The sequence below is a fragment of the Candidatus Accumulibacter contiguus genome, from assembly GCF_036625285.1.
Taxonomy (GTDB): domain Bacteria; phylum Pseudomonadota; class Gammaproteobacteria; order Burkholderiales; family Rhodocyclaceae; genus Accumulibacter; species Accumulibacter contiguus.
Window position 1 is genome coordinate 332,684 of sequence record NZ_JAZKUC010000002.1, and the last position, 24,108, is coordinate 356,791.

24 protein-coding genes are annotated in these 24,108 nt (G+C 61.9%); 12 read left to right on the top strand and 12 right to left on the bottom strand.

The genetic code is table 11. The features are described from left to right. Positions 1 to 3: 3 nt before the first annotated feature. From V5B59_RS19975 to V5B59_RS19995, 5 genes are all read right to left on the bottom strand, one after another. The gene (locus tag V5B59_RS19975; RefSeq protein ID WP_169069887.1) at positions 4 to 2,181 is read right to left on the bottom strand and encodes a methyl-accepting chemotaxis protein; all 2,178 of its coding nucleotides are present in this window, start codon (positions 2,179 to 2,181) and stop codon (positions 4 to 6) included. Between the two features lie 72 nt (positions 2,182 to 2,253). After that, positions 2,254 to 2,763: a chemotaxis protein CheW gene (locus V5B59_RS19980; protein ID WP_169069886.1), complete on the bottom strand. Its 510-nt coding sequence runs from the start codon at positions 2,761 to 2,763 to the stop codon at positions 2,254 to 2,256. A gap of 5 nt (positions 2,764 to 2,768) precedes the next feature. Then, positions 2,769 to 3,131, bottom strand: coding sequence for a response regulator transcription factor (locus V5B59_RS19985; protein WP_034916360.1), 363 nt, complete (start codon positions 3,129 to 3,131; stop codon positions 2,769 to 2,771). A gap of 40 nt (positions 3,132 to 3,171) precedes the next feature. Continuing rightward, positions 3,172 to 3,534, bottom strand: coding sequence for a response regulator (locus V5B59_RS19990; protein ID WP_211203344.1), 363 nt, complete (start codon positions 3,532 to 3,534; stop codon positions 3,172 to 3,174). Between the two features lie 127 nt (positions 3,535 to 3,661). After that, a complete protein-coding gene (locus V5B59_RS19995; RefSeq protein WP_034916348.1) occupies positions 3,662 to 3,850 on the bottom strand; it encodes a rubredoxin in 189 nt (62 codons plus the stop codon). Between the two features lie 117 nt (positions 3,851 to 3,967). On the opposite strand from V5B59_RS19995, the gene thiD reads away from it, so the two are divergent. From thiD to hemL, 3 genes are read left to right on the top strand one after another with little or no spacing between them, the layout of a single operon-like run. After that, on the top strand, positions 3,968 to 4,810 hold the full coding sequence (gene thiD / locus V5B59_RS20000) for a bifunctional hydroxymethylpyrimidine kinase/phosphomethylpyrimidine kinase (protein WP_169069885.1): 843 nt from the start codon (positions 3,968 to 3,970) through the stop codon (positions 4,808 to 4,810). After that, a complete protein-coding gene (gene thiE, locus V5B59_RS20005) occupies positions 4,803 to 5,471 on the top strand; it encodes a thiamine phosphate synthase (protein ID WP_169069884.1) in 669 nt (222 codons plus the stop codon). Before thiD ends, thiE begins: the two co-directional genes overlap by 8 nt. Then, positions 5,443 to 6,723: a glutamate-1-semialdehyde 2,1-aminomutase gene (gene hemL / locus V5B59_RS20010; protein WP_169069883.1), complete on the top strand. Its 1,281-nt coding sequence runs from the start codon at positions 5,443 to 5,445 to the stop codon at positions 6,721 to 6,723. The genes thiE and hemL overlap by 29 nt, the downstream gene beginning before the upstream one ends. A 109-nt stretch (positions 6,724 to 6,832) precedes the next feature. On the opposite strand, the gene V5B59_RS20015 is transcribed toward hemL, so the two are convergent. Beyond that, positions 6,833 to 8,182, bottom strand: a complete 1,350-nt coding sequence (locus V5B59_RS20015) for a CorA family divalent cation transporter (protein ID WP_034916357.1) — start codon at positions 8,180 to 8,182, stop codon at positions 6,833 to 6,835. 472 nt (positions 8,183 to 8,654) lie between these two features. On the opposite strand from V5B59_RS20015, the gene mgtE reads away from it, so the two are divergent. From mgtE to V5B59_RS20035, 4 genes are all read left to right on the top strand, one after another. Beyond that, complete coding sequence (gene mgtE, locus V5B59_RS20020) at positions 8,655 to 10,043, top strand: magnesium transporter (protein ID WP_169069882.1); 1,389 nt, start codon at positions 8,655 to 8,657, stop codon at positions 10,041 to 10,043. 192 nt (positions 10,044 to 10,235) lie between these two features. After that, positions 10,236 to 12,140 (top strand): potassium transporter Kup, encoded by a 1,905-nt coding sequence (locus V5B59_RS20025; protein ID WP_169069881.1) that lies wholly within the window; start codon positions 10,236 to 10,238, stop codon positions 12,138 to 12,140. An 84-nt stretch (positions 12,141 to 12,224) separates the two neighbouring features. Next, on the top strand, positions 12,225 to 13,568 hold the full coding sequence (locus V5B59_RS20030; RefSeq protein WP_034914570.1) for a hypothetical protein: 1,344 nt from the start codon (positions 12,225 to 12,227) through the stop codon (positions 13,566 to 13,568). A gap of 80 nt (positions 13,569 to 13,648) precedes the next feature. Next, positions 13,649 to 15,175, top strand: a complete 1,527-nt coding sequence (locus V5B59_RS20035) for a C13 family peptidase (protein WP_169069880.1) — start codon at positions 13,649 to 13,651, stop codon at positions 15,173 to 15,175. A gap of 25 nt (positions 15,176 to 15,200) precedes the next feature. Here the strand turns inward: V5B59_RS20035 and dsbD are convergent, their stop codons facing one another. The 4 genes from dsbD to V5B59_RS20055 form a co-directional block, all read right to left on the bottom strand. Next, entirely contained in the window at positions 15,201 to 17,000 is a 1,800-nt protein-coding gene (gene dsbD / locus V5B59_RS20040; RefSeq protein WP_034914573.1) for a protein-disulfide reductase DsbD, read from the bottom strand. 19 nt (positions 17,001 to 17,019) lie between these two features. Beyond that, the gene (cutA, locus tag V5B59_RS20045) at positions 17,020 to 17,352 is read right to left on the bottom strand and encodes a divalent-cation tolerance protein CutA (RefSeq protein WP_034914576.1); all 333 of its coding nucleotides are present in this window, start codon (positions 17,350 to 17,352) and stop codon (positions 17,020 to 17,022) included. Positions 17,353 to 17,534: 182 nt separating this feature from the next. Next, positions 17,535 to 17,909 carry an Hsp20/alpha crystallin family protein gene (locus tag V5B59_RS20050; RefSeq protein WP_034914578.1) on the bottom strand — a complete coding sequence of 125 codons (375 nt, stop codon included), beginning with the start codon at positions 17,907 to 17,909 and terminating at the stop codon, positions 17,535 to 17,537. A gap of 12 nt (positions 17,910 to 17,921) precedes the next feature. Then, positions 17,922 to 18,356 (bottom strand): Hsp20/alpha crystallin family protein, encoded by a 435-nt coding sequence (locus V5B59_RS20055; protein ID WP_211203343.1) that lies wholly within the window; start codon positions 18,354 to 18,356, stop codon positions 17,922 to 17,924. A gap of 150 nt (positions 18,357 to 18,506) precedes the next feature. Between V5B59_RS20055 and V5B59_RS20060 the strand changes: the two genes are divergently transcribed. The 4 genes from V5B59_RS20060 to V5B59_RS20075 all read left to right on the top strand — a co-directional run bounded on the left by V5B59_RS20060 (position 18,507) and on the right by V5B59_RS20075 (position 20,981). Further along, positions 18,507 to 19,460, top strand: coding sequence for a DnaJ C-terminal domain-containing protein (locus V5B59_RS20060; protein WP_034914580.1), 954 nt, complete (start codon positions 18,507 to 18,509; stop codon positions 19,458 to 19,460). Positions 19,461 to 19,463: 3 nt separating this feature from the next. After that, on the top strand, positions 19,464 to 19,766 hold the full coding sequence (locus V5B59_RS20065) for a chaperone modulator CbpM (RefSeq protein ID WP_034914583.1): 303 nt from the start codon (positions 19,464 to 19,466) through the stop codon (positions 19,764 to 19,766). A 189-nt stretch (positions 19,767 to 19,955) separates the two neighbouring features. Beyond that, a complete protein-coding gene (locus V5B59_RS20070) occupies positions 19,956 to 20,282 on the top strand; it encodes a PepSY domain-containing protein (RefSeq protein ID WP_034915421.1) in 327 nt (108 codons plus the stop codon). An 84-nt stretch (positions 20,283 to 20,366) separates the two neighbouring features. Beyond that, positions 20,367 to 20,981, top strand: a complete 615-nt coding sequence (locus V5B59_RS20075; protein ID WP_169069879.1) for a cytochrome b/b6 domain-containing protein — start codon at positions 20,367 to 20,369, stop codon at positions 20,979 to 20,981. A 123-nt stretch (positions 20,982 to 21,104) separates the two neighbouring features. On the opposite strand, the gene V5B59_RS20080 is transcribed toward V5B59_RS20075, so the two are convergent. Both V5B59_RS20080 and xseA read right to left on the bottom strand, forming a co-directional pair. Continuing rightward, on the bottom strand, positions 21,105 to 21,692 hold the full coding sequence (locus V5B59_RS20080) for a superoxide dismutase (RefSeq protein ID WP_169069878.1): 588 nt from the start codon (positions 21,690 to 21,692) through the stop codon (positions 21,105 to 21,107). 92 nt (positions 21,693 to 21,784) lie between these two features. Continuing rightward, the gene (gene xseA / locus V5B59_RS20085) at positions 21,785 to 23,194 is read right to left on the bottom strand and encodes an exodeoxyribonuclease VII large subunit (protein WP_034915414.1); all 1,410 of its coding nucleotides are present in this window, start codon (positions 23,192 to 23,194) and stop codon (positions 21,785 to 21,787) included. Between the two features lie 302 nt (positions 23,195 to 23,496). Between xseA and V5B59_RS20090 the strand changes: the two genes are divergently transcribed. Further along, positions 23,497 to 24,105: a MotA/TolQ/ExbB proton channel family protein gene (locus tag V5B59_RS20090; protein WP_034915423.1), complete on the top strand. Its 609-nt coding sequence runs from the start codon at positions 23,497 to 23,499 to the stop codon at positions 24,103 to 24,105. Positions 24,106 to 24,108: the final 3 nt, after the last annotated feature.

Consider the following 24,108-nt stretch of genomic DNA (forward strand, 5'->3'; position numbering starts at 1 on the left):
GTTTCAGGACACCTTGAAGCCGGCTACGGAACCCTTGAGCTCGGTCGCCAGAGCAGCCAGTTCGCCGATGGCCATCGCCGTTTTTTGCGTTCCTGCCGTGGTTTGCCCGGTGACCAGCAATATCTCCTGCATTTTGCGGGCCACCTTGGTCGCCGAATCGGCCGCCTGGCGGGTGGCGCCGGAGATGTTCTCGATCAGTGCCGTGAGCGTTCTCGAAACCTCACCAATCTCGGCCAGCGCCTGACCCGCCGCATCGGAAAGCCTGGCACCCTCGACCACGCCACGGGTCGATTCCTCCATTGCCGAGACCGTGTCCTGGGTGTCGGTCTGGATGGTTCTGACGATCGCTCCGATCTGTTTCGTCGCCTCGCCCGAACGCTCGGCAAGGCGCTGCACCTCCTCGGCAACGACCGTGAAGCCGCGCCCCGCTTCCCCGGCAGAAGCAGCCTGGATGGCGGCATTGAGTGCCAGTACGTTGGTCTGTTCGGTGATGTCCGAAATGAGTTCGACGATCTCGCCGATTTCCTGCGAGGACTCACCGAGGCGCTTGATGCGTTTGGATGTCTCCTGAATCTGCTCGCGGATCTTGTTCATGCCCTTGATCGAGTCTTCCACGGCCCGCGCACCCTTGCCGGCTGCAGCCAGGGACTGGCGTGCCACGGTTGCCGATTGTTTCGCGTCGCCGGATACGTTGGTCATCGAGCTGGCCACGGCCAGGACCGACTGGCCGGCCGCCTTGATCTCGGTGGCCTGGCGCTCGGCGGCAGCAAGCAATTCGGCGGAGGTCTGCTGGGCGATCTCGGTTGCCAGCGTCACCCGTCTGGCCGCATCGTTGATGCGGCCGACGAGTACCCGCAGCTCCTCGATCGTGTAGTTGATCGAGTCGGCGATGGCGCCGGTGATGTCCTCGGATACGGTTGCGGTCACCGTCAGGTCGCCGTCGGCGAGGTCGCCGAGTTCGTTCATCAGACGCAGGATGGCATCCTGATTCTGGCGGTTGAGAAGATCGGTTTCATGGCGGCGTTGTTCGGCCTGTTCGGTCTGACGCTGGCTATCCGCGAGGTAGGTTTTGCCCAGCAGAAACACCAGCGAGATGGCCAGAAGGATCAGAACCAGCAGCGCCAGGCCATACGAGGTACGTTGCATGAAACTGCCATGGTAGGCCTGTTCCAGTTGGTAGGTGTTGGTAAGCAACTCTTCACTGTCGCGGAAGATTTGCGAACCGGCCAGTTTGGCGATGGTCAGTTTCTGCATGTTGCCTTGGATGCCGCTAACGGCGGTTCGATACTCTTCAAAGCTGGCATCGAGTGCGTTGAGTTTCTGCCGGGTATCCGCATCCGTCGTCGGAGCGATGCGCAAGGTTTCACTTCCCTTGATCAGCGCTTGTATGGTGTCGCGAAAGGTGTTCGTGTCCTTGCCCAGAAGGAAGCCGACTTCCGTGTCGATGGCATCACCCAGCAGCAGCGCACTGGCGTTTTTCGCGATCCGCTGGGTCAGCATCACCAACAGGTTGGCCGCCGCAATCTCTCGGATGCTGGCACTGCCCTGCAGCTTGAGCGCAGCGACCTGTTGAGACAGTTCGAGCAACTGGGGATTCTTGTCGTTGATGGCGGCGACATCCTTGCCCAGCGAGATCAGGCTCTTTTCCATTTCGAGCAGGAGCGAAGCATTCTTGTCGGTCTTGTCCCAGATCTGTGCCACCGTCTGCAACTGCGGCTGTACGCCACTTGGCGAAGGTGGCACTTGCGTGCCTGTCAGTTCTCCACCATTGGTCAATCGTTCCAGGTTGGCGCCGAAGCTGTCACGCGATTCGCGGACCTGCTTGAATGCGACCGAGTCACCCAGCAGTGCCAGGCTCGAAGCCTTTGCCAGGCGCTGAGAAAGCATGCGCATCTCACCGGCGGTCGCAATGTAGACCGTGTTATAGGCCGCCTGACGGTCGTCGCGATAGACGAGGACAGCAATCACCAGCATTACCAGCACCAGACAGCCGCCAAGGATCTGGAGTTGTTTGATCACCGGCAAGCGGTTCAGGAAGGGCAGCAAGAAGGGGATCGTCCCTTTGCTCACCGGTTCCCCGGAATCGATCACGGTACGAGCCAAAAGGGTCTCGCTTGCCGCCGCTGTCATTCGAGACAGGAAAGGGGACAGGAAAGCCGGTAGCTTGGGTTTGAACGTCATCTTGCTTCTCCGGTTACACTTTCTCGACGGTGCAAATCACGGTCGTTGAGGATTTCTTGGTACGCAAGCGGCTCAAGCGCCAATATCCATGAACGCCTCGTCAGCCAGTAGTTCACGCACCTTGAGTTTGTTCCAGCGACGCCCTTCGTTGTCCGAATAGGCTTCACGTGCCCAGTCCGGCACGCCTGACGCAGCGGTTTCGGGAGTCAAGGCCTCGATATTGCGCAGGCCGATCATGCGCGTGACGAGCAAGGCCGCATTGCTGCCATGACGGGTACCAATCAAGAGGAGTCGCGAGCTGGTGTTCTGGGGCGTCGCTTCCTTGCCCAGGAAGGCGGACAAATCCACCACCGAGTACAGATTGCCGCGAATGTTGGCGATCCCTGCGAACCAGGGTTTGGTCAGGGGAACCTTGGTCAGGGGGGTCAGCGGGATGATTTCGCCCGAGTCTGCCAGGTCGAGCAGCCAGTAGTCTGGACCGGCCTGAATTCCCAGCAGGCCAGCCGAACTCTGATTACTGGTGCCGGCCAGCCGTGCCGCGAGATAGGACTGAAATTCATGCAGGCTGATCTTCTTGGCCATGACCGTTAGAGCGCTGCGATTTTGGCCAGCAACTCCGGGCCATTGACTGGTTTGACCAGGTAATCCTGGGCACCCTGGCGCAGGCCCCAGATCTTGTCCGTTTCCTGGCCTTTGGTGGTGCATACGATGACCGGAATGTTCTTGGTCGCCGGATCGCGGGTCAGGGTTCGGGTGGCCTGGAAGCCATTGAGGCCGGGCATCACCACGTCCATCAAGATCAGGTCCGGCAACTCGCTCTTCGCCTTGGCAATGCCTTCTTCACCGCTCTCCGCGGTAATGACCTCATAATCATGGCTGGTCAGCAGGACCTTCAGCACATGACGTTCGGTCGGCGAATCGTCTACGACGAGGATTTTCTTGATAGTCATGGCCTGTCCGTTCCCGTAGCTGCCTTTCAAGGAGTTTGCTTCATTCGGCGGCTGCCGGAGCAAAAGTCGCGACCGTTTGCAGCAGACTGTCTTTAGTGAATGGCTTGGTCAGATAATGGTCCGATCCGACCATGCGGCCACGAGCGCGGTCAAACAGACCGTCTTTCGACGACAGCATGATCACTGGTGTGGTACGAAAGCGCTGGTTCTTCTTGATCAGGGCGCAGGTCTGGTAGCCGTCGAGGCGCGGCATCACGATGTCGCAGAAGATCACTGCGGGCTGGTGATCGGCGACCTTGGCCAGCGCGTCGAAGCCATCTTCCGCGAGCAGCACTTGACAGCCGGCCTGCACAAGAAAAATTTCCGCGCTGCGTCGGATCGTATTACTGTCATCGATGACCATGACCTTGACGCCGCGCAGGTTTGCAGCTTCAGCCAATTCTCTCCTCCAGACTATCCCGGATCGTTGATTTATGGGAGTTCCGGTTCGCGCATGATTTTGCGCCAGCGGCTACTATAACGCATTGTCTTCAGATTTCGACCATTTCGAAGTCTTCCTTGCGCGCCCCGCATTCCGGACAAGTCCAGTTGATGGGTACATCCGGCCAGCGCGTGCCGGGTGCGATGCCTTCGTCCGGCAGGCCTTTGGCTTCTTCATAGATGAAGCCACAGGTCAGGCACATCCAGGTACGATAGGGCTCATTGCTTGCTGTGTTCATAGTCTTTATCGGTTTTCGGTTAGAATCGAGAAGAAAATTCACGAATTCTAGCCAAACCTTGCTTCTTCCGCCAAGATTTTGTCGACGGTAGCTCCTGTACGACGCCTGTTTGCTCTCATGAACCTACACTCTCTACCCCTGCCGCCGCCCATCGTTCTCACCTTCTCCGCCAGTGACCCCTCCGGAGGTGCCGGGATGCAGGCCGACTTGATGACCCTGTCTTCGCTTGGCTGTCATCCCTTGTCCGTGGCGACGGCGCTGACTGTGCAGGATACTGTCGGCGTGGGCAGTATCCTGGCAGTCGATGCAGATTGCGTCGAGGATCAGGCGCGGACGCTACTCGAAGACATGCCGGTCGCCGTTTTCAAAATTGGCCTGCTCGGCAGCATCGAGAATATCGCGGTGATCGCCGAAATCCTCGCAGACTACCCCGGCATCCCACTGGTTCTCGATCCCGTGCTTGCCTCCGGGCGTGGCGATGAACTGGTCGACGAGGAAATGATCGCCGGCTTGTGCGAATTGCTGATGCCGCTGACGACGATACTGACACCCAATTCTCTCGAAGCACGTCGACTGCTGGATGGCGACACGGATGATGAACCGCGGACACTGGTCGAATGCGCAGAGATCCTGCTCGACCTGGGTTGCGAGTACGTGCTATTGACCGGTACCCACGAAAACACCGCGCGCGTGGTTAATAGCCTCTATGGCAAGAGGTTTGGCCTGCTGCGCAGCGATGCCTGGGACCGCCTGCCCGGCAGCTACCACGGTTCGGGTTGTACTCTCGCCTCGGCGATTGCCGCGCATCTGGCGAGGGGCTTGTCGGTGGAGCAGGCGGTAGAGGCCGCCCAGGAATATACCTGGCAATCGCTGGCCGCTGGTTTTCGACCGGGAATGGGCCAATTCATCCCGGATCGCTTCTTCCAGATCCGCCGCCGTAGCGGTATGCTGAATGCCTGAAGCGGTCGGCAAACCCCTGCGTGGTCTCTATGCGGTCACGCCCGAAGGCCTGCCCTTGAACACGCTGCTGGCGCAGGTCGAGGCGGCCTTGCAGGGGGGCACGGTCCTCGTTCAGTACCGGGACAAGAGCCGTGATCCTGCCCGGCGGGCCGCCACGGCACGCGCGCTGCTGAGCCTCTGCAGAGGATTCGGCGCGCGCTTGCTGATCAATGACGACCTCGCGCTGGCGCTGGCGGTCCATGCCGACGGCGTACATCTTGGGGCCGCTGATGGGGAGTTGCCGGCGGCCCGGCAGGCGCTTGGCGCCGGTGCCTTGCTCGGCGCCTCTTGTTATGACGATTTCGAACGTGCTCGCGTGGCGGTGTCGGCGGGTGCCGATTATGTTGCTTTCGGAGCCGTCCATCCTTCAGCAACCAAGCCGCTGGCCAGGCCCGCACCACTGTCGCTGTTCACCCGCTGCCGCAGCGAACTACGGGTGCCGGCCTGCGCCATCGGAGGCATCACCGTGGACCGGGCCAGGCCCCTGCTGGCCGCCGGTGCCGACCTGCTGGCGGTGATCAGTGATTTATTCGAAGCGCCTGACGTGACGGCACGTGCGGCGGCCTATCAACTACTGTTCGAGGAAGATCACCGTGAGTTCTTGCAGCGAGCAACTTTTTGAACGCGCGCAGCAGCGCATCCCTGGCGGCGTCAACTCACCGGTTCGGGCATTTCGCTCGGTCGGCGGTACGCCGCGGTTTATTGCCGCCGGTAGCGGCGCGCGCGTGCGCGATGTCGATGGCCTGAGCTACATCGATTACGTCGGATCCTGGGGGCCGTTGATCCTCGGGCACGCGCATCCCGAGGTGGTCACCGCCGTTCAACAGGCGGCGCTTGCAGGACTGTCCTTCGGGGCACCGACGGCAAGCGAGGTCGAGTTCGCCGAACTGCTGTGCGAGTTGCTGCCTTCGCTGGCCATGGTTCGTCTGGTCAGTTCCGGAACCGAAGCGACGATGAGTGCGATCCGGCTGGCGCGCGGCTTCACCGGGCGTGACCTGCTGATCAAGTTCGAAGGCTGCTACCACGGCCATTCGGACAGCCTGCTGGTGAAAGCCGGTTCGGGGATGCTGACTTTCGGCAACCCGAGTTCCAGCGGCGTACCGGCCGACTTTGTCAGGCACACCCTGGTTCTCGACTACAACGACAGCACCGGACTCGAAGCGGCGTTTGCCGAGCACGGGCCACGCATCGCCGCGGTGATCGTCGAAGCCGTCGCCGGCAACATGAACCTGATCGCGCCTCAGCCTGCTTTCCTCCAGAGCCTGCGCGAGCTGTGCAGCCGCCACGCTGCCGTACTGATTTTCGACGAGGTGATGAGCGGTTTCCGCGTCGGCGCCAGGGGGGCGCAGGGCCTCTATGGGGTCACCCCGGATCTGACGACTCTGGGCAAGGTGATCGGTGGCGGCATGCCGCTTGGCGCTTTTGGTGGCCGGCGCGAGATCATGAGCCAGATCGCACCGCTGGGTCCGGTGTACCAGGCGGGCACCCTGTCAGGCAATCCGGTGGCGGTCGCCGCCGGTCTGGCGACGCTGAAACTGCTGCAGGCGGAGGATTTCTACGAGTCCTTGAGGCAACGCACCCGGCAACTCACCGACGGGCTGGCTGCCGCCGCCGGCAGGCATGGGGTAGCGTTCTCGGCGCAGGCGATTGGCGGCATGTTCGGGCTGTACTTCCGTTCCGAGTGCCCGCAGAGCTACGCCGAGGTGATGGAGTGCGACACGCAGGCTTTCAATCGCTTTTTCCACGCGATGCTCGACGCCGGCCATTATTTCGCGCCTTCGGCCTTCGAAGCCGGCTTCGTATCGGCGGCGCATAGCGAGTCGGATATTGCCGCGACCGTCGCTGCCGCAGAAGGGGTTTTCAGCAGCTGGTGACGAGTGCTCTACGGACTGGGCGGCGCTGCTCGTCGCCGGGATCGCCAGTCTCGAATCGGTGACGTTAACCGGCGAACGGCTTTACGAATGCTGGATCAGGCAGGCTGGATCAGGCAGCCCTGCGGTTCTCCGCACGCGGGCGCTTGGGTTGTCGCTTTTCGAAGAGACGCAGGCCGAAAAACATGATCGATCCGACCACACCCATGCCGAGAAAAAAACCCGTGTAGGCGAGTGGCATCGGCCAGTCGAGCGCCTGCGCCATGCTTGAAAACTCGGACATGCCGCCGGCGCCGGCGAGGACGTTGATCGGCATGAAGACGACGCTGAGCACCGTCAGCCGTTCGATTTTCTTGTTCTGGTTGATGTTGATCGCGCTGTCCGTGGCGTCCATCAGGAAGTTGATCTTGTTGAACAGGAAAGCAGTATGTCCGTCGAGAGATTCGATGTCGCGCAGGATCTCGCGCACATCGAGCTGTTGGGCGTCCGACAGCAACTTGCCACGCAACAGGAAGGACAGGGCGCGCCGGGTATCCAGCACGCTGCGGCGCGTGCGTCCGTTGAGATCCTCGGCCTCGGCAACGGCGGCGAGGATTTGCGATGCCTCGACGTCGGTGACATGCGACCGCAGCACCTGTGTGCCGGCCTTCTCCAGTTCTCCGTACACATCTTCCAGGGCGTTTGCCGAGTATTCGACATCTGCCGCGTAAAGGTCGATGAGAACGTCCTTGCCGTCGGTGACGTAGCCGGGTCGAGTGCGCGCCCGTGCCCGCTGCAGGCGAAACACCGGCAGTTCCTCGGTACGCACGGTAAACAGGATTTCGTTGTGGAGAATCAGAGCGACCGGAACATTGCGTGACTCGTCCCGGGTGTCGAGCAGGAAGTCGGAGTGCAGGTGTACCTCGCCGTCGTCCTCCACATAGAAGCGCGCACTCGCTTCGAGGTCGGTCAGGGTGAGCGGGTCGGGCACCTCGACGTCGAACATCTCGCCGATCCAGCCGCGGATTTTCTTGGTCGGGGCAACGAGATCCACCCAGATCGGGTGGACGTTCTTCAGGTCCTCCGGACCGGCCACCGAGATCTGGCGCAGTCTGCCTTCACGCAGTTCGAAAGCAGTGATCGTCGTTTTTTCGTTGCGGTAATGGCTGTCGTCGATCAACTCCTCGAGGACATCATCGGAGAGGAGTGCCAGGATCGGGTCGGCGCCTTCCTTGACTTCATCCCAGACCACCAAACGCTCATTGGGGTCCAGCGATTCCAGAATGTAGGCAACTTCTTTCGGGGGCATCCGCTTGAGTTTCTCGCGAAGTTCCTTGCGATACTGCTGTTGAATCTCCGGGTCGAGTTCACTCTGGTTGGGTCCATCCTGCTCGGGAACGAGGTCTTCGACCAGTTTCTGCAGCGAGAGCAGGGAGCGCACCTCGGTGAGGTGCACGTCGGCGATGCCCTTTCTCGGTGTCATGACAGGAGGTTGCAGCTTTTGGTCTTCGCCCATAGAAGGACTCCCGGGTGACTGGATGCCAAAGCGCACCATTCTAGCACCGGCGGGTTCATCAGGGATAGAGTTCAGGTGGTTTTCCCTGCGTGCCCAGCAATTTGCGGTCAACGAGGCGACTGAAGCATTGCAGCGCTTGTCAGTGCTCAGCAAATCAGATACTTGGCGCCTGATCTTCTATCAGATCTGCCGCATAGGCAGGATTGGCGGCTGCAGGGCTGGTTTCCGGCCATTGAAACGGGCTGAAAGCCTTTCTGGAGGCGTCTCCACGCCTGCGAATCGGCAGCGCACACAAGAGACACTGGACCACGCAAATCCCAGCGCTTAGACTCTACGGCTCAATCATTTTTCATGGGAACTACTGAGGAGCCCTCCGTGCTGCAGAGGGCTCCTCAGTCGTTACCACTTTTCATGCATATTGACTTTGGGGGGAATCGCCATGCACATCAACGTGGAAACCAAGCCGGCTACCTTGAACACCTACGACTCGAGGAAAAAACGGCTCGTCGAAACCATTGATCGCCTCTATCACCGCGACGCCCGGGGCTCTTTGCAGAAAATGATCGCGCGCATCCACCCCGCTGACATGGCAGCGATTCTCGATGAACTGCCGCCCGAGCATGTCGTCGATATCTTCCACACGATCGGCGACAAGGAATTGGGTGCCGAAGTCTTCAGCCAGATGGGGCCGCACTTGCGCACGCAGGTAATGACCGAATCGCCGGTCGAGAAACTGGCGGCGCTGCTGGAACATATGCAGCCCGATGACCTCACTGACCTCGTCGGCGAACTGCCGGAGGATCAGCGCGCCGAATTGATGGCCATGCTTGGCCGCGACAGCAAGTCGGAAGTCGAAAGTCTGCTGAAGTACGACCCGAACAGCGCCGGCGGCATCATGACCACCGAGTTCTTCTCGCTGCCGCACAGCCTTACCGTGGAACAGGCGATCGAGAGCATTCGCAGCCGCGAAGATGTCGAGATGGTCTTCTATCTGTATCTGACCGACGAGGAGGGGCGGCTCGTGGGTGTCGTTTCGCTGCGGCAATTGCTCCTCACCCGGCCCGACACGGCTCTGCGCAGCATCATGAACCGGCGCGTGATCAAGGTGAATACGGATGCCGACCAGACCACCGTCGCACTGCTGGTCGACAAGTACCGCTTGCTCGCCATTCCCGTGGTTGACCAGGACGATATCCTGGTCGGCATGGTCACCGTTGATGACGTGATCGACGTCATCGAAGAAGAGACGACGCGGGACATGCTGAAGATGGCCGGTACCAGCGAATCGGAAACGTTCACCCACTCGGCGCTCAAGGTGGCCGGGATCCGCCTGCCCTGGCTGCTGGCTGCGTTCATCGGCGGACTCGCCGCGACGATGGTGATCGAGAAATACGAATCGATCCTCGCCCAGGTGCTGGTGCTGAGCGCTTTTTTGCCGGTCATCATGGGCATGGCCGGCAACGTCGGGGTGCAGTCCGCTACCGTTGCCGTGCGTGGTCTGGCAACCGGTGCGATCGACGTCAGGGACACGCTGCCGCTGGTACTCAAGGAGTTGCGTGTCGGTCTGGTGCTGGGCGGGTTCTACGGCGTGATCCTGGCAGCATACGGCTACTTGATGCACGACAGCCTTCAGCTTGGGCAGGTCGTCGGCCTGACGATCCTCGGGAACATGACGGGCGCGGCCTTGCTGGCGGTGCTCCTGCCGATGATTTTCCAGCGCCTGAAGGTCGACCCAGCGGTTGCCACCGGCCCGTTCGTGACCACGGCAATCGACATTCTCGGGGTTCTCAACTACTTCGTGATTGCGAGCTGGATCTACAAGCTCTGAGCGCTGCGGCGCCAGGGAGGTGGCAGCGGCGTGGCTTGGATCGACGACGACTGCTTCGTCCTTGTTGCCGCTTCTCATTGGCCCTACAATGGCGCCCGCGATGCTGCGTTGCGGCAAGCGTCAAGGTCACCGGGAGGAAGTTGAGCAAGTTGTCGATGGGTTAATGTAAAAGCTAAGGTTCCTGGAGGGGTAATGACCGCAACAAGCGCGCCGCACGGCGAACAGTCAGGTCTGGCGGCCACCGCACTGGCGGCCATGGGCGTCGTCTTTGGCGACATCGGCACCAGTCCGTTGTACACCGTCAAGGAAGTCTTTGGCGGTCACCATCCGCTGGCCGTTACCGAAGCCAATGTGCTGGGCATCCTCTCGCTGGTGTTCTGGGCCTTGACGATCACGGTTTCTTTGAAGTATGTCCTGTTCATCACCCGTGCCGACAACAAGGGGGAGGGCGGCATCATGGCGCTGACCGCGCTGGCACTGCGGACCGCGAATGCGTCGCCGCGGATTCTCTGGCTGATGTCGGCTCTGGGGATTTTCGGTGCCGCACTGTTCTACGGCGATGCCGTGATCACGCCGGCGATGTCGGTGCTCTCGGCGGTCGAGGGACTCGAAGTGGTCACCCCTTTGCTCACACCCTACATCCTGCCGACCACGATTGCCATCCTGATCCTGCTGTTCTTTTTTCAGCGGCATGGCACGGCGGCCGTCGGCGCGCTGTTCGGCCCGGTAATGATGTTCTGGTTCGCCACCCTCGGCGCTCTCGGCCTGTGGAACGTGATTCAGTATCCCTCGGTTCTGGCCGCGATCAATCCCTGGTACGCGCTCGCCTTTGTCATCGAGCATCAGGGCCTGGCTTTTCTGGCGCTGGGTTCGGTGGTACTGGCAATCACCGGTGGTGAAGCGCTCTACGCCGACATGGGCCATTTTGGCCGCCGTGCCATCAAATGGGCCTGGTTTTCTTTCGTTTTCCCGCTGCTGTACCTCAATTACCTCGGTCAGGGAGCGCTGATCCTCAACGATCCGAAAGCGATCGAGAGTCCCTTCTTCCTGATGGCACCCACTGAAATATTGCTGATTCCGCTGGTCGTTCTGGCCACAGTGGCCACGGTGATCGCCTCGCAGGCGGTGATTTCCGGTGCCTTTTCGCTGACCAGCCAGGCCATGCAGCTCGGCTATTGTCCGCGCATCCAGATCAAGTTCACCTCGGAGCGTGAAAAGGGCCAGATCTATGTTCCGAACATCAACTGGCTGCTATTGATCACGGTGATCATCGTCGTTCTCGGTTTCCGGTCTTCGTCGAATCTGGCTTCGGCTTATGGCATCGCCGTCACGCTGACGATGATGATCGATACCATCCTCGCCTTTGTCGTCGTCCGCGCCCTGTGGAAGTGGAGTTGGCCGCGTGCGGCGCTGTTTCTGGTATTTTTCGTCGTCGTCGACTTTGCTTTTTTCTCGGCCAATGTGATCAAGATCCTCGATGGCGGCTGGTTCCCGCTGACGCTGGGTTTCTCGGTGTTTGCCCTGCTCTCCACCTGGAAGCTCGGTCGCAAACTGCTGTATGAGAAACTCAAGCAGGACTCGATACCCCTGGATGCCTTCATTACCAGTCTCGCTACCGGAGGACCCTTGCGTGTCGAGGGGACCGGTGTCTTCATGACTGCCGACCCCGGGAGCGTACCGCGTGCGCTGCTCCATAACCTGTATCACAACAAGGTGTTGCACGAGCGGGTGGTACTGCTCAATGTGGTGACTGAAGATGTGCCGCATGTTCCCGAAAACGAGCGCGTCCGCGTCGAAGCGCTGGAGTCAGGATTTCATCGGGTATACGTCCGCTATGGTTTCAAGGACGACCCCGACCTGCCGTATGCCATGGATCTGTGCGCAAAGCAGGGACTGGACTTCGAGATGATGGAGACCTCGTTCTTCCTCGGTCGCGAGACGGTCGTCGGCATGCCGATTACCAGGCGTTCGCGAATGGCAAAATGGCGGCAGATCCTGTTTACCTGGATGTTCCGCAACGCCGATACCGCAACGGCTTTCTTCAAGCTTCCACCCAACCGGGTCGTCGAACTCGGCGCCCAGGTCGAGCTGACGTAGTTCCTCCAGATGACGATCCGTCGATTGCAGGCAGGGCAGGGGATGTCAGACCGATCAGGGAGTCGCGGGCAACTACCGGGTGTAATGCGCTACGCAAGACGGTTCACGGCCGTTCTGGCGATCGGCGTGGCCGCCAGCGCCATATCGGCCGACAATCTGCCGCCGGCACCCGAAGAATTGGGCAGCATCCGTCGCAATGCGCAAGGTCAGCTGGAAGTGGTCAGGACGCCGCCGGCGAGTCAGACCAGTGCCTTGTCGGCGCAGGATGATCTGCTTGCCGGCAAGGAAGCTGCTCAGGGCAATGCCCTCGAAAAGAAAATGCCGGGTGCTGCGGCGAGTGGCCGGACCATCGTCGTCGGACCACAGGAGCCGGTGACCAGCATCAAGGAAGCGGCTCGCATCGCTCGTGACGGCGACACTGTCGAGATCCGGTCGGGCGAGTACCGGCAACAAGCGGTGGTCTGGACGCAAAACCGGCTCACCATCCGAGGCACCGGCAAGCGCCCGCTGCTGATTGCCGATGGGGACAGCGCGGAAGGCAAGGCGCTATGGGTGGTACGCAGCGCCGAGATGTCGATCGAGAACATCGAGTTCAGGGGAGCGCGCGTCCCGGATGCCAACGGTGCCGGGATTCGCCTGGAAAAGGGCCATCTGAAAGTCATCCGCTGCGCGTTTTTTGACAACGAAATGGGCATTCTGACCAGCAATGCTGCGGACTCGGTGCTCGAGGTGGAAGACAGCGAGTTTGGCGAGGCGCCGAAGTATTACACTGGTGCGCTGCACCACCTCCTCTATGTCGGAGCGATCGCCCGCCTGAGCGTCAGCGGCAGCCGCTTCCAGCAGGGCTTTCGTGGGCACCTGATCAAGTCGCGGGCACGCGAAAACTCGATCCTGTACAACCTGCTCGTCGACGGTACCGGTGGCAGTGCTTCGTACGAACTGGAGTTTCCGAATGGCGGTCTGGCCTGGGTGATCGGTAACGTCATCGGGCAGAGCGCGACGACGGACAATCCGGACCTGATCTCCTACGGTGCCGAGGGCCAGCGCTGGCCAGACAACGCGCTCTATCTGGCGCACAACACGCTGATCGACGACAAACTCGATGGCCGATTCCTTCGCGTCTGGACCAGTCGCATGCCGCCGGGGACCGAGGTCTGGGCCATCAACAACCTGCTCGTCGGGCGCGGCACTTTTGCGCCGCAAGCGCCCGGTCGCTATGATGGCAACCAGGTCGTTGACCGATCCATGCTGGTCGATGTGCATGCGCTGCCCTTCGCCTTGCCGAGCAACTCGCCGCTGCGCGGAAAAGCCAGGCCTCCCGGCTTCGTTCGCGAGCAGAGTCTGACGCCAATCGCGGAATTCCATCTGCCCGCCGGAACGCGTCTGCTGCCGCTCGGGAAACCACTGTCGCCGGGCGCGTTGCAGTAACACGGTAGCGAATCGTAGCAGCAACGATTCTCGGTAGCAGCGATCAAAGGTGTCTGTCTGCGCCCTCTCCAGGAGAAGCCATGCCAGCGTCCATCGAACAAGCCGACACTATGGCGTCGGGAGAAACATCCATCCCCTCCGAAGCCGGTACCGCAGCGGCCAACTGGCAGCCGGTCATGCACGACGAGCCTACCTCTCCTGACAGCGCACCCGCAGCACCGCCGGGGGGCACGCTCATTCGCTGGCAGTATGAGGGAATGCGCTCCGCTCTGCTGCTGAAACCCCGCTGGCACCTACTGCACGCGCACCCGCTGGCCATTCTCGGTCTGCTGTGCTTTGGCGTCCTGCTGTCGCTGCTGGTACAACGCCTGTGGATCGTTGGACCGGCGAACTTCAACTGGTCCCCGCTGCTGACGGGATGGCTGGTCCCGGCGGCAACGGCATGGGCCTGCTATGCGCTGCTGCATCGGACGGAAGCGGTCGAAGCCACGCTCGCTCCCAGCGCCGCGCACCTCTTCGGCCTCCTGGCGGCGCAAGGGGCTTTGCTGTCGGCCCTCTTCGGCCTCGCCTGGGCTGCCTTGCTCCGCCTGGGCTACGACGAGTCCTCGTTGCCGCCGTTGGCACACCGGGCATTGTGGATCGGCGCCTGGTTCTGGCTGGGCCTGGCGCAGACGCTGACCCTGTGGCGTGGAACCCGGCGCAAGGGGCAAGCGCTGCTCTTGGCCGCGGCGCTGCTCGCGCTGGCCATCGCCGAAAGCGAGGGCGAACGCGACACGATGTGGATCGCCGATGCCTCGGCCACAGCATCGGAACAACGGCCGGCACGACTCCGACTGACACAGGAACTGATGGAGCGGCAGCCGCACTTGCTCAGCGAGCGCCTGCAAGCGCTGCGGCCGCAACGCAAGGGCGTGGTCGATCTCTATGTCCTGACCTTCGCACCCTACGCCTATGAAGACGTCTTCCGCCGCGAAAGCGCGCTCGTTGCCGGCGTGATGGAGCAGCGCTTCGACGCCGCGGGACGCACGCTGCAACTCGTCAACCACGTCGATACGAGCAACGAATGGCCGTGGGCGACGCCACTGAATCTGCAACGGGCGATCCGGCACATCGCGCGACTGATGGACAAGAACGAGGATATCCTCTTTATCCACCTCACCTCGCACGGTGCCCAGGACGGCAAGTTGTCGGCGAACTTCTGGCCGATGAGCGTCGACGCGGTGACGCCACAACTGCTCAAGACCTGGCTCGACGAGGCCGGCGTACGCCATCGTGTGGTGTCGGTTTCCGCCTGCTATTCGGGAAGCTGGATCCAGCCGCTGCAGGACGACGGTACGCTCGTGATGAGCGCCGCCGACGCCGAGCACACGTCGTACGGCTGTGGCCGCAAGTCGGATCTGACCTACTTCGGCAAGGCCATGTACGAAGAACAACTGCGCCACGCAACGCGTTCGTTCGAGCAAGCGCATGCCGCCGCGCGAACGCTGATCGACGAGCGCGAACAACAGGCCGGCAAGAACGACGGCTATTCCAACCCGCAGATCGCCGTCGGCGACGGCGTGCGCAAACAGCTCGAAAAGCTGCGCCGGCGGCTGGACGCGGGCTGAGGATCGAGCCGTTGATGCAGTAACGCTAGCTCAAGCGTGACAGCAGGCTGAGAAATTCCTCGGCATTCTGGAAACCGACGACGCGCAGGCCTTCGATCTCCTGGCCATTCCGGTCGAAAAAAATCAGTCCCGGCGGACCGTAGAGCTTGAAGCGTTGCAGTAGCGCCTGGTCGGCATCGGAGTTGGCCGTCACATCGACCTGCAGCAAGGTCCAGCCAGCGAGCCTGGCGTGAACGCGCGCATCGGTGAAGGTAAAACGTTCCATCTCCTTGCAAGATACACACCAGTCGGCATAGAAATCGAGCAGCACCGGTTTGCCTGCCGCCGCAATACGGGTTTCGAGTTCGGCCAGTGAGCGCACGCGCGTGAACGCCAATGGCCTGGATTCACTCGCCGCGTTGCTGCGCAGTACCGACAGCGGTTGCAGCGGGTCGCGCGAGCCGGCCAAGGTGCCGAGCAGCATCGCCGCACCGAACAGCAGCATGACGATGCCAATGCCTTTCCAGAAACGCTGCCAGCCTTTGGCGTGTGGCGGCAGGGGGTCGAGCGCGTGCAGGTAGATCGCCGGAACGATCAGCAGCAGTGCCCAGGCCAGCATCTGCACGACCACCGGAATCACTGGCGAAACGAGCCAGACTGCGGTGGCCAGCAGGATCACGCCAAAGGTTTTCTTGATGGCTTCCATCCACGCGCCGGACTTCGGCAGCAGCGTACCTGCCGACATGCCGACCGCGAGCAGCGGCACACCCATGCCGAGTCCCATCGCGAACAGTGCCGCAGCGCCGAGCGCGGCGTCACCGGTCTGGCCGATATACAGCAGGGCACCAGCCAATGGCGCGGCAACGCAGGGGCCGACGATGATTGCCGACAGTGCGCCCATCGCCGCCACACTGGGCAACGAGCCGCCATGCAGGTGGCTGGCTTCTTCCGAGACCCGGCTTTGCAGAACGGTGGGTAGTTGCAGCTCATAGAAGCCGAACATCGACAGCGACAAGACTACAAAGATCGCGGCAAAAGCACCCAGCACCCAGGGGTTTTGCAGCGCCGCCGTCAGCAGTGTGCCGGTCAGCCCGGCAGCGACCCCGGCCGCCGCGTAGGTGACCGCCATGCCGATGACGTAGGCCAGCGACAGCGCGAAGCCGCGTGCGTGCGACACGCCATGCCCGTTGCGGCCGGAGCCGACAATGATGCTGGAAAGAATCGGAATCATCGGGAAGACACAGGGGGTCAGCGACAGCAGCAGTCCGAAGCCGAAAAAGCTGCCGAACAGTACCCAGAAGTCGGCGTGCTTGAACAACTGCGCGATGCGTCCCGACTCGTCGGCGAGCGGGCCTTGCATCGGCGGCGCTGCCCGCGGCACTTCTGCCGCTGCAGCTGTCCTATCGGGCAGTTGCAGGCCGAGTTGCTGCTGCTGCGGTGGATAGCAGATGCCGGCATCGGCGCAGCCCTGCGAAGTCACCTTGAGGATCAGCGGCAGCGGCCCCGAGCTGTTACGCTCGACCGGCAGGCGGATGACCGCCTGATCGTAATACACTTCGACCTTGCCGAAGGTCTCGTCATGTTTCTCCTTGCCCGGCGGCAGAATCGCCTTGCCGAGCTGCACCGTCGACGGCTCGGCGGCGAAACGGAATTTGTCGCGGTAGAGGTAGTAGTTTTTGGCGATCTCGAAGCGCACTTCGATGCTTTGTCCGTCGACTGCGCGGACGCTTGGCTGGAAGGCGACGGCCGGGTCGAGGAACTCCTCGGCGGCTGCCAGAGTGCTCAGCAGGAAGGCGAACACGATGAACGCGAAAAGGAACGGTGAGAACAGCAGCCTGAAGGTCATGGTGGGAGCCTTGCAGAGGTCAGTCGGAGCTGCGCGTTTCGCTGTCCACCCAGGCGAGATACGCCGGCAGCCCCTGCACCACTGGCAGTGCGATCACTTCCGGCAGCGAGTAGGGGTGGTGGCTGCGAATCGCCGTTTCGAGTGCGGGATAGCGTTCGCTGCTGGTCTTGATCAGCAGCGGTACCTCATCGGCCGTTTCGATTGTTCCCTGCCAGCGATAGACCGACCGGCACGGAGCCAGGATATTCACGCACGCCGCCAGCCGTGCCTCGACGAGTGCGTTTGCCAGCGCTTCGGCAGCAGGTCGGTCGGGCAGATTGGTCAGGACGAGCAGGGTGGTCACGGGGCGAATTCTACTCCTCCACTCCTTCAGGTCACCGGCACATTCGGCGTTGCGCCTGTCGGGTCGGCGAAAAACAGGTCGGGTCTGCTACGCTGACCCGACCTGGGAGTCCTGGGCGGGCTGGAGGACGTGGATTGCGTCGGCCACGGTCACTCCTGCCGATGAGTGATGATCGGGAAGGCGCGTCGCCCTTATGCCACCTTGACTTCGACCTTACGCGGCTGCGCGTGCTCTGCTTTGGGGATCAAGAGCTTCAGCACACCGTTCCTGAACTCGGCGCTGACCTTGTTGGGGTCGAGTTCCTTGGAGAGGGTGAATACCCGCCGGTAGCGCGACAGGTTCACTTCGGTGTGGCTGGCCTCGATGCCGCCGGGCATTTCCAGATCGATCTCGCCTTCGATCGTCAGGGTGTCGGCTTCCACCTGCAGATGGAGCTTGTCCCTGGGAACTCCAGGGAGATCGGCATACAGGGTGATTCCCGAAGCGTCCTCGATGACGTCGACCGGTGGGAGCAGGGTCGTTTCATCGCTGGGGCTCGGTTTCGTGACTTGGCTGTGCTCGGACATCTTCGATCCTCCTTATTGAATGGTGATGCGGCGTGGTAGCGCGGACTGCTTGCGGGCGACGCTGATGCGCAGCACGCCATCGGTGTACTTCGCGTCGACGAGGTTGGGATCGATATCGTCGGGTAAGGTCACCACGCGCCGGAAACGGCCCTCGAAACGCTCGTCGATATGCACCGTGGCGTCTTCGCCGGAGGGCTGCCGCTGGCGCTCGCCGGCAATGATGAGCATGCCTTTCTCGATCTGCACATCGAGACTGGCTGCGTCGATGCCGGGCGCGAAGGCATAGATGTCGACGGATTGCTGTGTGCCACCGACGTTCATCGCCGGGAAGCCGCCGCGGGCGATGCCGCGAATGCTCGGAGAAAGACGAAAATTCTGCTGCATCTCACGCTGCAGCCGATCCAGTTCCGCAAACACGTCGCGGGGAAACAGAGAGCGATAGATCATGTTGAATCCTCCATAATGGGTGAGGGCGCCACGACTGGCGCTGCATAGCGCAGTTGGGGGCGGTTCGGCAGACTTCAATATCCGGATTCGCAGTGCTTCAGCGGAATTGGCTATTGTTGTACGATTACCCTTGTCGATTGAGGATCATGTATGGAATTCAAGGACTACTACCAGATTCTCGGAGTCCCGCGCGACGCCACGGCGGAGGAGGTCAAGAAGGCCTTCCGAAAACTGGCGCGCAAGTATCACCCGGACGTTTCCAAGGAAGCGGATGCCGAAACACGCATGCAGGAACTCAACGAGGCGAATGCGGTGCTCTCGGACCCGGAAAAACGCGCCGCCTACGATCAGTTGGGACGTGGCTACCAGCCTGGCCAGGAATTTCAGCCGCCACCTGATTGGGATGCCGGCTTCGAGTTTTCGGGGCGAGGTTTTTCGCCGGGCGAAGCGGGTGATTTCTCCGATTTCTTTGCCGAACTGTTCGGTCGACCACACGCTGCGCACGGCTTCAGTGCCGGCCAGCGTGCGCACTTCCAGGCGCGCGGCGAGGATCATCACGCCAAGGTGCTGCTCGACCTCGAAGATGCCTTTACCGGAGCGACCCGGCAGATCTCGTTGCGCGCGCCGCGCACTGACGCGCAAGGCCGCGTCGTGCTGGAGAACCGCACGCTGAACGTCCGGATCCCGCAAGGCGTGCACGCCGGTCAGGTGATTCGCCTGGCCGGGCAGGGCGCACCGGGAATCGGTGGTGCAGCGGCCGGTGACCTGATGCTGGAAGTGCGCTTCAGGCCGCATCCGCGTTTTCGCGTACAGGGCCGTGACCTGCATCTGACGCTACCGGTCGCGCCTTGGGAGGCAGCCCTGGGTGCGGTGGTGACGGTCGACCTGCCGCAGGGCAGCGTCAAGGTACGCATCCCTGAAGGCGCGCAAAGCGGCCGGCAATTGCGGGTGCGCGGCAAGGGAATTCCGGGCGCGCAAGCGGGTGACCTGTTGCTCGACATCCAGGTGGTGCTGCCACCCGCGGATACGGCGAGGGCGCGCGCACTCTACGAAACCATGGCGCGGGAACTCGCCTTCGACCCGCGCCAGCAAGGGAGGGTCTGAGTGATGCGTGACGAGGAAATCCTGATCGGCAGCCTGATGGACAGTAGCTGGCTGACCCTCGAACAACTGGCTGCGGCGTGTACCGTCGAACCAGGCTGGCTGCTGCGCCACATCGAGGAGGGGCTGTTCCCGCACGCCGAGAGCGTTGCCGGCGTGTGGTGTTTTTCCAGCCACAGCCTGCTGCGCGCGCGGCGCATGCGGCAACTCGAACGCGATTTCGATGCCGTTCCCGAACTGGCTGCGCTGATGGCGGATCTGCTCGAGGAACTGGACGAGCTGCGCGCCCGCCTCGGTGTTGCTGAGTGAGTTTGACGGTCACTGGCGGCTGCGTGGAGTCTTCGCCCTGGTCGGCGGGCGCCAGCTCAACAAGCGGTCCTAAGATTGCATTAAGAATGTCGAGATAGGATGGCGTCCGTGCCTGCGGTTTCGCCCAAAGCACCGGGGTCGCAGGCCGAAGTTTTCACCATCCTCCATTCTCCATGAAAGACCGATCAGATGAACAAGCCTACCGTATTTACCGCCGCCGCCCTGCTGCTCATCGCTAGCAGCTTTGCCGGCAGCACTTTCGCCGCCGACAGCAAGACCGCCGCCCCTGCGGCCACGGCCCCGGCTGCCGCCACCGCTCCCGCGCCAGAAATCAGCAAGGAGCAGGCGGTCGAAATGGCGCTCAAGGCGCACCCTGGCACGGTGACCAAGGCCTATGAAGACACCAAGAAGGGCAAGAAGACCTGGGAAGTCAAGATCAACGGCAACGATGGCAAGAAGTGGGAAGTCCATTACGAAATCAAGTCGGGCGCTCTGGTCTCCGAAGAAGGCAAATAAGCATCCGCTCGTCGTCAATCAGCTGATCCATTCACGCGCTTTCTTGCTGCCGGCAGGGAAGCGCTGTCACAAGCATTGCAAATCATGAGCACTCCAAGCGATTCGACCGAAATCCCGGTCTGGGACCCGCTGCTTCGCCTGTTCCACTGGACACTTCTACTATGTTTCTGCACGGCTTACCTTTCGGAGGGCGAGTGGTTCGAAGGCCTCCAGGACCGATTGGATGGCGAGTTGCTGCAGGTCGTGCATGTCTGGGCGGGCTATGGGCTTGCCGGGCTGTTGCTGTTTCGCCTGCTCTGGGGCTTCGTCGGCCCGCGCTACGCCCGCTTCAGTGACTTCGTCTGCCGCCCCGGTGAAATCCTCGCTTATCTTTACGCGGTGCTGACGCTGCGCGCTCCCCGCCACCTCGGACACAACCCCGCTGGTGGGGCGATGATCATCGCCATGCTGCTGGCCTTGACTGCGACCGTCATCACCGGCCTGGCGCTGTACGGTGCCGACAAGGGGTTGGGACCGCTGGCGGGATGGCTCGCCGGGAGCAGCGACACCCTGATCGACGCCATCAAGGAAGCGCATGAAGTGGCCACCAACGGCACGCTGCTGCTGATCGCCGGCCATCTGCTCGGCGTCGCTTGGGAAAGTCTTTTGCACCGCGAAAATCTGGTGCGCGCAATGATCACCGGGCGCAAGCGTGCCTGAAATCGTTGCTGGCGGCGATCACTTGTCGCCGGCAGGACAACAGGCGTCCCTCTCGGGACGCCCCTTGGTGAATCGCGGCCTATCCGACTTGCTGGCGTCTGCACGGCCGCGACGCCATGCTTGCTAGCCGGCGAAGTTCTGCTCGGCGAAGTGCCAGTTGGCGAGTTTGCCGAGGAAGGTTTCGACGAACTTCGGGCGCAGGTTGCGATAGTCGATGTAGTAGGCATGCTCCCAGACGTCGATACACAGCAGGGCCTGGTCGCCGGTAGTCAGCGGCGTGCCGGCAGCGCCCATGTTGACGATGTCCACCGAGCCGTCGGTTTTCTTGACCAGCCAGGTCCAGCCCGATCCGAAGTTGCCGACGGCGGAAGCCTGGAAGGCTTTGGCGAAGTCCGCGAAGGAACCCCATTTGGCGTCAATGGCTGCTGCCAGGGCGCCAGTCGGTGTACCGCCGCCGTTGGCTGACAGGCAATTCCAGAAAAAGGTGTGGTTCCAGACCTGCGCCGAGTTATTGTAAATCCCGCCTGCCGGTGCTTTCCTGACGATCGCTTCGAGGTCGAGTGCCTCGTATTCACTCCCCTTGATCAGATTGTTGAGGTTGGTCACGTAGGCCTGGTGGTGCTTGCCGTAATGGTATTCCAGGGTTTCCTGCGACATGTGCGGAGCAAGGGCGTCGATGGCAAAGGGGAGTGGCGGCAACTGATGTTCCATGGATGTTCTCCGTTAGGCTCGTTATGGGGCGAAATAAGGACGACGTGCAAACCTGTTGCGAGGGTTTCTGCGTTCTGCCTGGCTGCGGGATTCTATTCGGGGCTTGTGGCGCTGGCAATGGCAGGCGCTGCGAAAGCGATGCCATCGTCTTCGAAAACGGTCAGTACTGCCGCCTCGGCGCGTCCACGCTGGAAGAAGACAGCAATCTGCTGCCCAGGTTCCAGGACTTTGCTCTCGCGAACGATCTGTCCCTGTGCGTTGCTGACAACACAGTAGCCGCGGGCGAGTACCGCCGCCGGATTGAGGTGCGCGAGGCCGGCTGCCAGGCGATCGAGGTCGGCGTACCTGGCCTGCGTTGTCGTCTGCCAGGCGCTGCACAGCCTCGCTGCCAGCGCTTCGAGGTGGCCGGCCTGGCGCACCGGATCGGGGCGGCTCAGCAGCAGGCGACGGGTGACGCTGACCAGTGTCGCCCGTGCCTGCGCACTGGCTTGCAGCAGGCCAGCGCCGAGGCGGCGCTGCAGCTTGTGCAGATGGTCCTGGTGGCGTGCCAGATACTGCGCCGGGCGCTGCAGTCGGTGCGCGAGCCAGTCCAGTTGCTGGCCGCGCTGGTTGAGATTCTGCTCGATCTGGCGGCGCAGGGCAAACCGACAGGCAGCGAGGCGGGCGAGCAGCGCGGCCTGTTCGGGTGCGGCCAACTCGGCGGCAGCGGTGGGGGTTGGCGCGCGTTGATCAGCAGCGAAATCGGCAATGGTGAAGTCTGTTTCATGACCAACACCGCTGATCACCGGCAGCGGACAGGCACGTATTGCCCGCGCCACGGCCTCGTCGTTGAAAGCCCAGAGATCTTCGATGCTGCCACCACCCCGACATACGATCAGCAGTTCGCATTCCCGACGCTCGCCGGCGCAGCGAATGGCTGCGGCGATCTGAGAGGCTGCGCCATCACCCTGTACCTGCGTCGGGTAGATGACGATGCCGACCTGGCCGGCACGGCGTCTGAGCGTGCTCAGCACGTCGTGCAGCGCCGCCGCCTGCAGTGAAGTGACGATGCCGACGCGACGTGGAAACGCGGGCAGGGGGCGCTTGGCAGTGCTGTCGAACAGGCCTTCGCGTGCCAGCTTGTCCTTGAGGCGAAGGAACTGATCGTAGAGGTTGCCGATCCCGGTGCGGCGAGCCGCTTCAACAGTGAGCTGGAAATCGCCGCGTACTTCGTAGAGTGTCACCAGCACGCATGCCTCGATGTGCTGGCCGTTCTCCAGTCGCCAGCCGAGCAGTTGCGCGCGGCTGCGGAAGAGGACGCAGCGAACCTGTGCGGCGCTGTCCTTGAGCGAGAAGTAGACGTGCCCGGAAGACGCATGGCTGAGATTGGACACTTCTCCAGCCACCCAGCAGAGGGGAAAAGCCGCTTCGAGCCGCTCGCGGGCGAGGCGATTGAGCAGGGAAACCGGGATCACCGGCAGCGGTGTGGCCAGGTCGGCGCTGTTGGGGAGAAGGTCTGGCATGCGGGGATTCTACAGGGCTGACGGGTCTTTGCGTCAGCAGGTGTGCGGGCATGGCAATCACATTCTGCAGCGGCGATTGGCGATGGTGATTCGCCTGCTCGCTGCACGCATTCCCGGCAGGGATGAAAATACCTTCTGTGATAAGCACTTGGCCGTTTCACCAACAGGCTACCGGCATGGTTGTCCACAGATTCTGTGGAGAGGGAACGATTCGCGACGAAGTCGATTCGGGACTCCAGGGCTTGCTGCAAACGCCGGTGCAGGCTAAAGTGCCCGTCTGTGTAAATCTCCCGGAGGAAAACGTGTTTTCCATCGTTCAGGCTGCTGGCTGGCCCATCTGGCCCTTGCTTCTGGCGTCGATCATCGCCGTCGCACTGATTCTCGAGCGTCTCGTGGCGCTGCGGCGCAGCAAGGTCGTACCGCCTGGCCTGCTGCAGAGGGTCGTCACCGAGTACCGGCAAAATGGGGTGAACGTTGCCATGGTCGGCGATCTCGAGAACCACTCGCCGCTCGGTCGCGTCCTCGGTGCCGGTTTGCGCAACGTCGGCAGTTCGCGCGAGATCATGAAGGAAGCGATCGAGGAAGCCGGTAGTGTCGTGTCGCACAATCTCGAACGCTACCTGACGACGCTGGGGACGATTGCATCGATCAGTCCCCTGATGGGCCTGTTCGGTACCGTGGTTGGCATGATCGAGATTTTCGGGTCACAGGCACCGAGCGGCAGCAACCCCATCCAGCTCGCACACGGCATTTCGGTGGCCCTGTACAACACCGGTTTCGGGTTGCTGATCGCGATTCCAAGCATGATCTTCTGGCGGCATTTCCGCGCGCTGGTGGATAGTTTCGTCGTCGAGATGCAGCAGCAGGCGGTGCGTCTGGTCGAGGTTCTGCACGGCCAGCGCAATTCCTGAGGG

What these genes read in the sequence shown, in the direction of transcription:
- V5B59_RS19975 (WP_169069887.1), bottom strand. Translation starts at nt 2,181, where the DNA reads ATGACGTTCAAACCCAAGCTACCGGCTTTCCTGTCCCCTTTCCTGTCT.
- V5B59_RS19980 (WP_169069886.1), bottom strand. Translation starts at nt 2,763, where the DNA reads ATGGCCAAGAAGATCAGCCTGCATGAATTTCAGTCCTATCTCGCGGCA.
- V5B59_RS19985 (WP_034916360.1), bottom strand. Translation starts at nt 3,131, where the DNA reads ATGACTATCAAGAAAATCCTCGTCGTAGACGATTCGCCGACCGAACGT.
- V5B59_RS19990 (WP_211203344.1), bottom strand. Translation starts at nt 3,534, where the DNA reads ATGGTCATCGATGACAGTAATACGATCCGACGCAGCGCGGAAATTTTT.
- V5B59_RS19995 (WP_034916348.1), bottom strand. Translation starts at nt 3,850, where the DNA reads ATGAACACAGCAAGCAATGAGCCCTATCGTACCTGGATGTGCCTGACC.
- thiD (WP_169069885.1), top strand. Translation starts at nt 3,968, where the DNA reads ATGAACCTACACTCTCTACCCCTGCCGCCGCCCATCGTTCTCACCTTC.
- thiE (WP_169069884.1), top strand. Translation starts at nt 4,803, where the DNA reads ATGCCTGAAGCGGTCGGCAAACCCCTGCGTGGTCTCTATGCGGTCACG.
- V5B59_RS20015 (WP_034916357.1), bottom strand. Translation starts at nt 8,182, where the DNA reads ATGACACCGAGAAAGGGCATCGCCGACGTGCACCTCACCGAGGTGCGC.
- mgtE (WP_169069882.1), top strand. Translation starts at nt 8,655, where the DNA reads ATGCACATCAACGTGGAAACCAAGCCGGCTACCTTGAACACCTACGAC.
- V5B59_RS20025 (WP_169069881.1), top strand. Translation starts at nt 10,236, where the DNA reads ATGACCGCAACAAGCGCGCCGCACGGCGAACAGTCAGGTCTGGCGGCC.
- V5B59_RS20030 (WP_034914570.1), top strand. Translation starts at nt 12,225, where the DNA reads ATGCGCTACGCAAGACGGTTCACGGCCGTTCTGGCGATCGGCGTGGCC.
- V5B59_RS20035 (WP_169069880.1), top strand. Translation starts at nt 13,649, where the DNA reads ATGCCAGCGTCCATCGAACAAGCCGACACTATGGCGTCGGGAGAAACA.
- dsbD (WP_034914573.1), bottom strand. Translation starts at nt 17,000, where the DNA reads ATGACCTTCAGGCTGCTGTTCTCACCGTTCCTTTTCGCGTTCATCGTG.
- V5B59_RS20050 (WP_034914578.1), bottom strand. Translation starts at nt 17,909, where the DNA reads ATGTCCGAGCACAGCCAAGTCACGAAACCGAGCCCCAGCGATGAAACG.
- V5B59_RS20055 (WP_211203343.1), bottom strand. Translation starts at nt 18,356, where the DNA reads ATGATCTATCGCTCTCTGTTTCCCCGCGACGTGTTTGCGGAACTGGAT.
- V5B59_RS20060 (WP_034914580.1), top strand. Translation starts at nt 18,507, where the DNA reads ATGGAATTCAAGGACTACTACCAGATTCTCGGAGTCCCGCGCGACGCC.
- V5B59_RS20065 (WP_034914583.1), top strand. Translation starts at nt 19,464, where the DNA reads ATGCGTGACGAGGAAATCCTGATCGGCAGCCTGATGGACAGTAGCTGG.
- V5B59_RS20070 (WP_034915421.1), top strand. Translation starts at nt 19,956, where the DNA reads ATGAACAAGCCTACCGTATTTACCGCCGCCGCCCTGCTGCTCATCGCT.
- V5B59_RS20075 (WP_169069879.1), top strand. Translation starts at nt 20,367, where the DNA reads ATGAGCACTCCAAGCGATTCGACCGAAATCCCGGTCTGGGACCCGCTG.
- V5B59_RS20080 (WP_169069878.1), bottom strand. Translation starts at nt 21,692, where the DNA reads ATGGAACATCAGTTGCCGCCACTCCCCTTTGCCATCGACGCCCTTGCT.
- xseA (WP_034915414.1), bottom strand. Translation starts at nt 23,194, where the DNA reads ATGCCAGACCTTCTCCCCAACAGCGCCGACCTGGCCACACCGCTGCCG.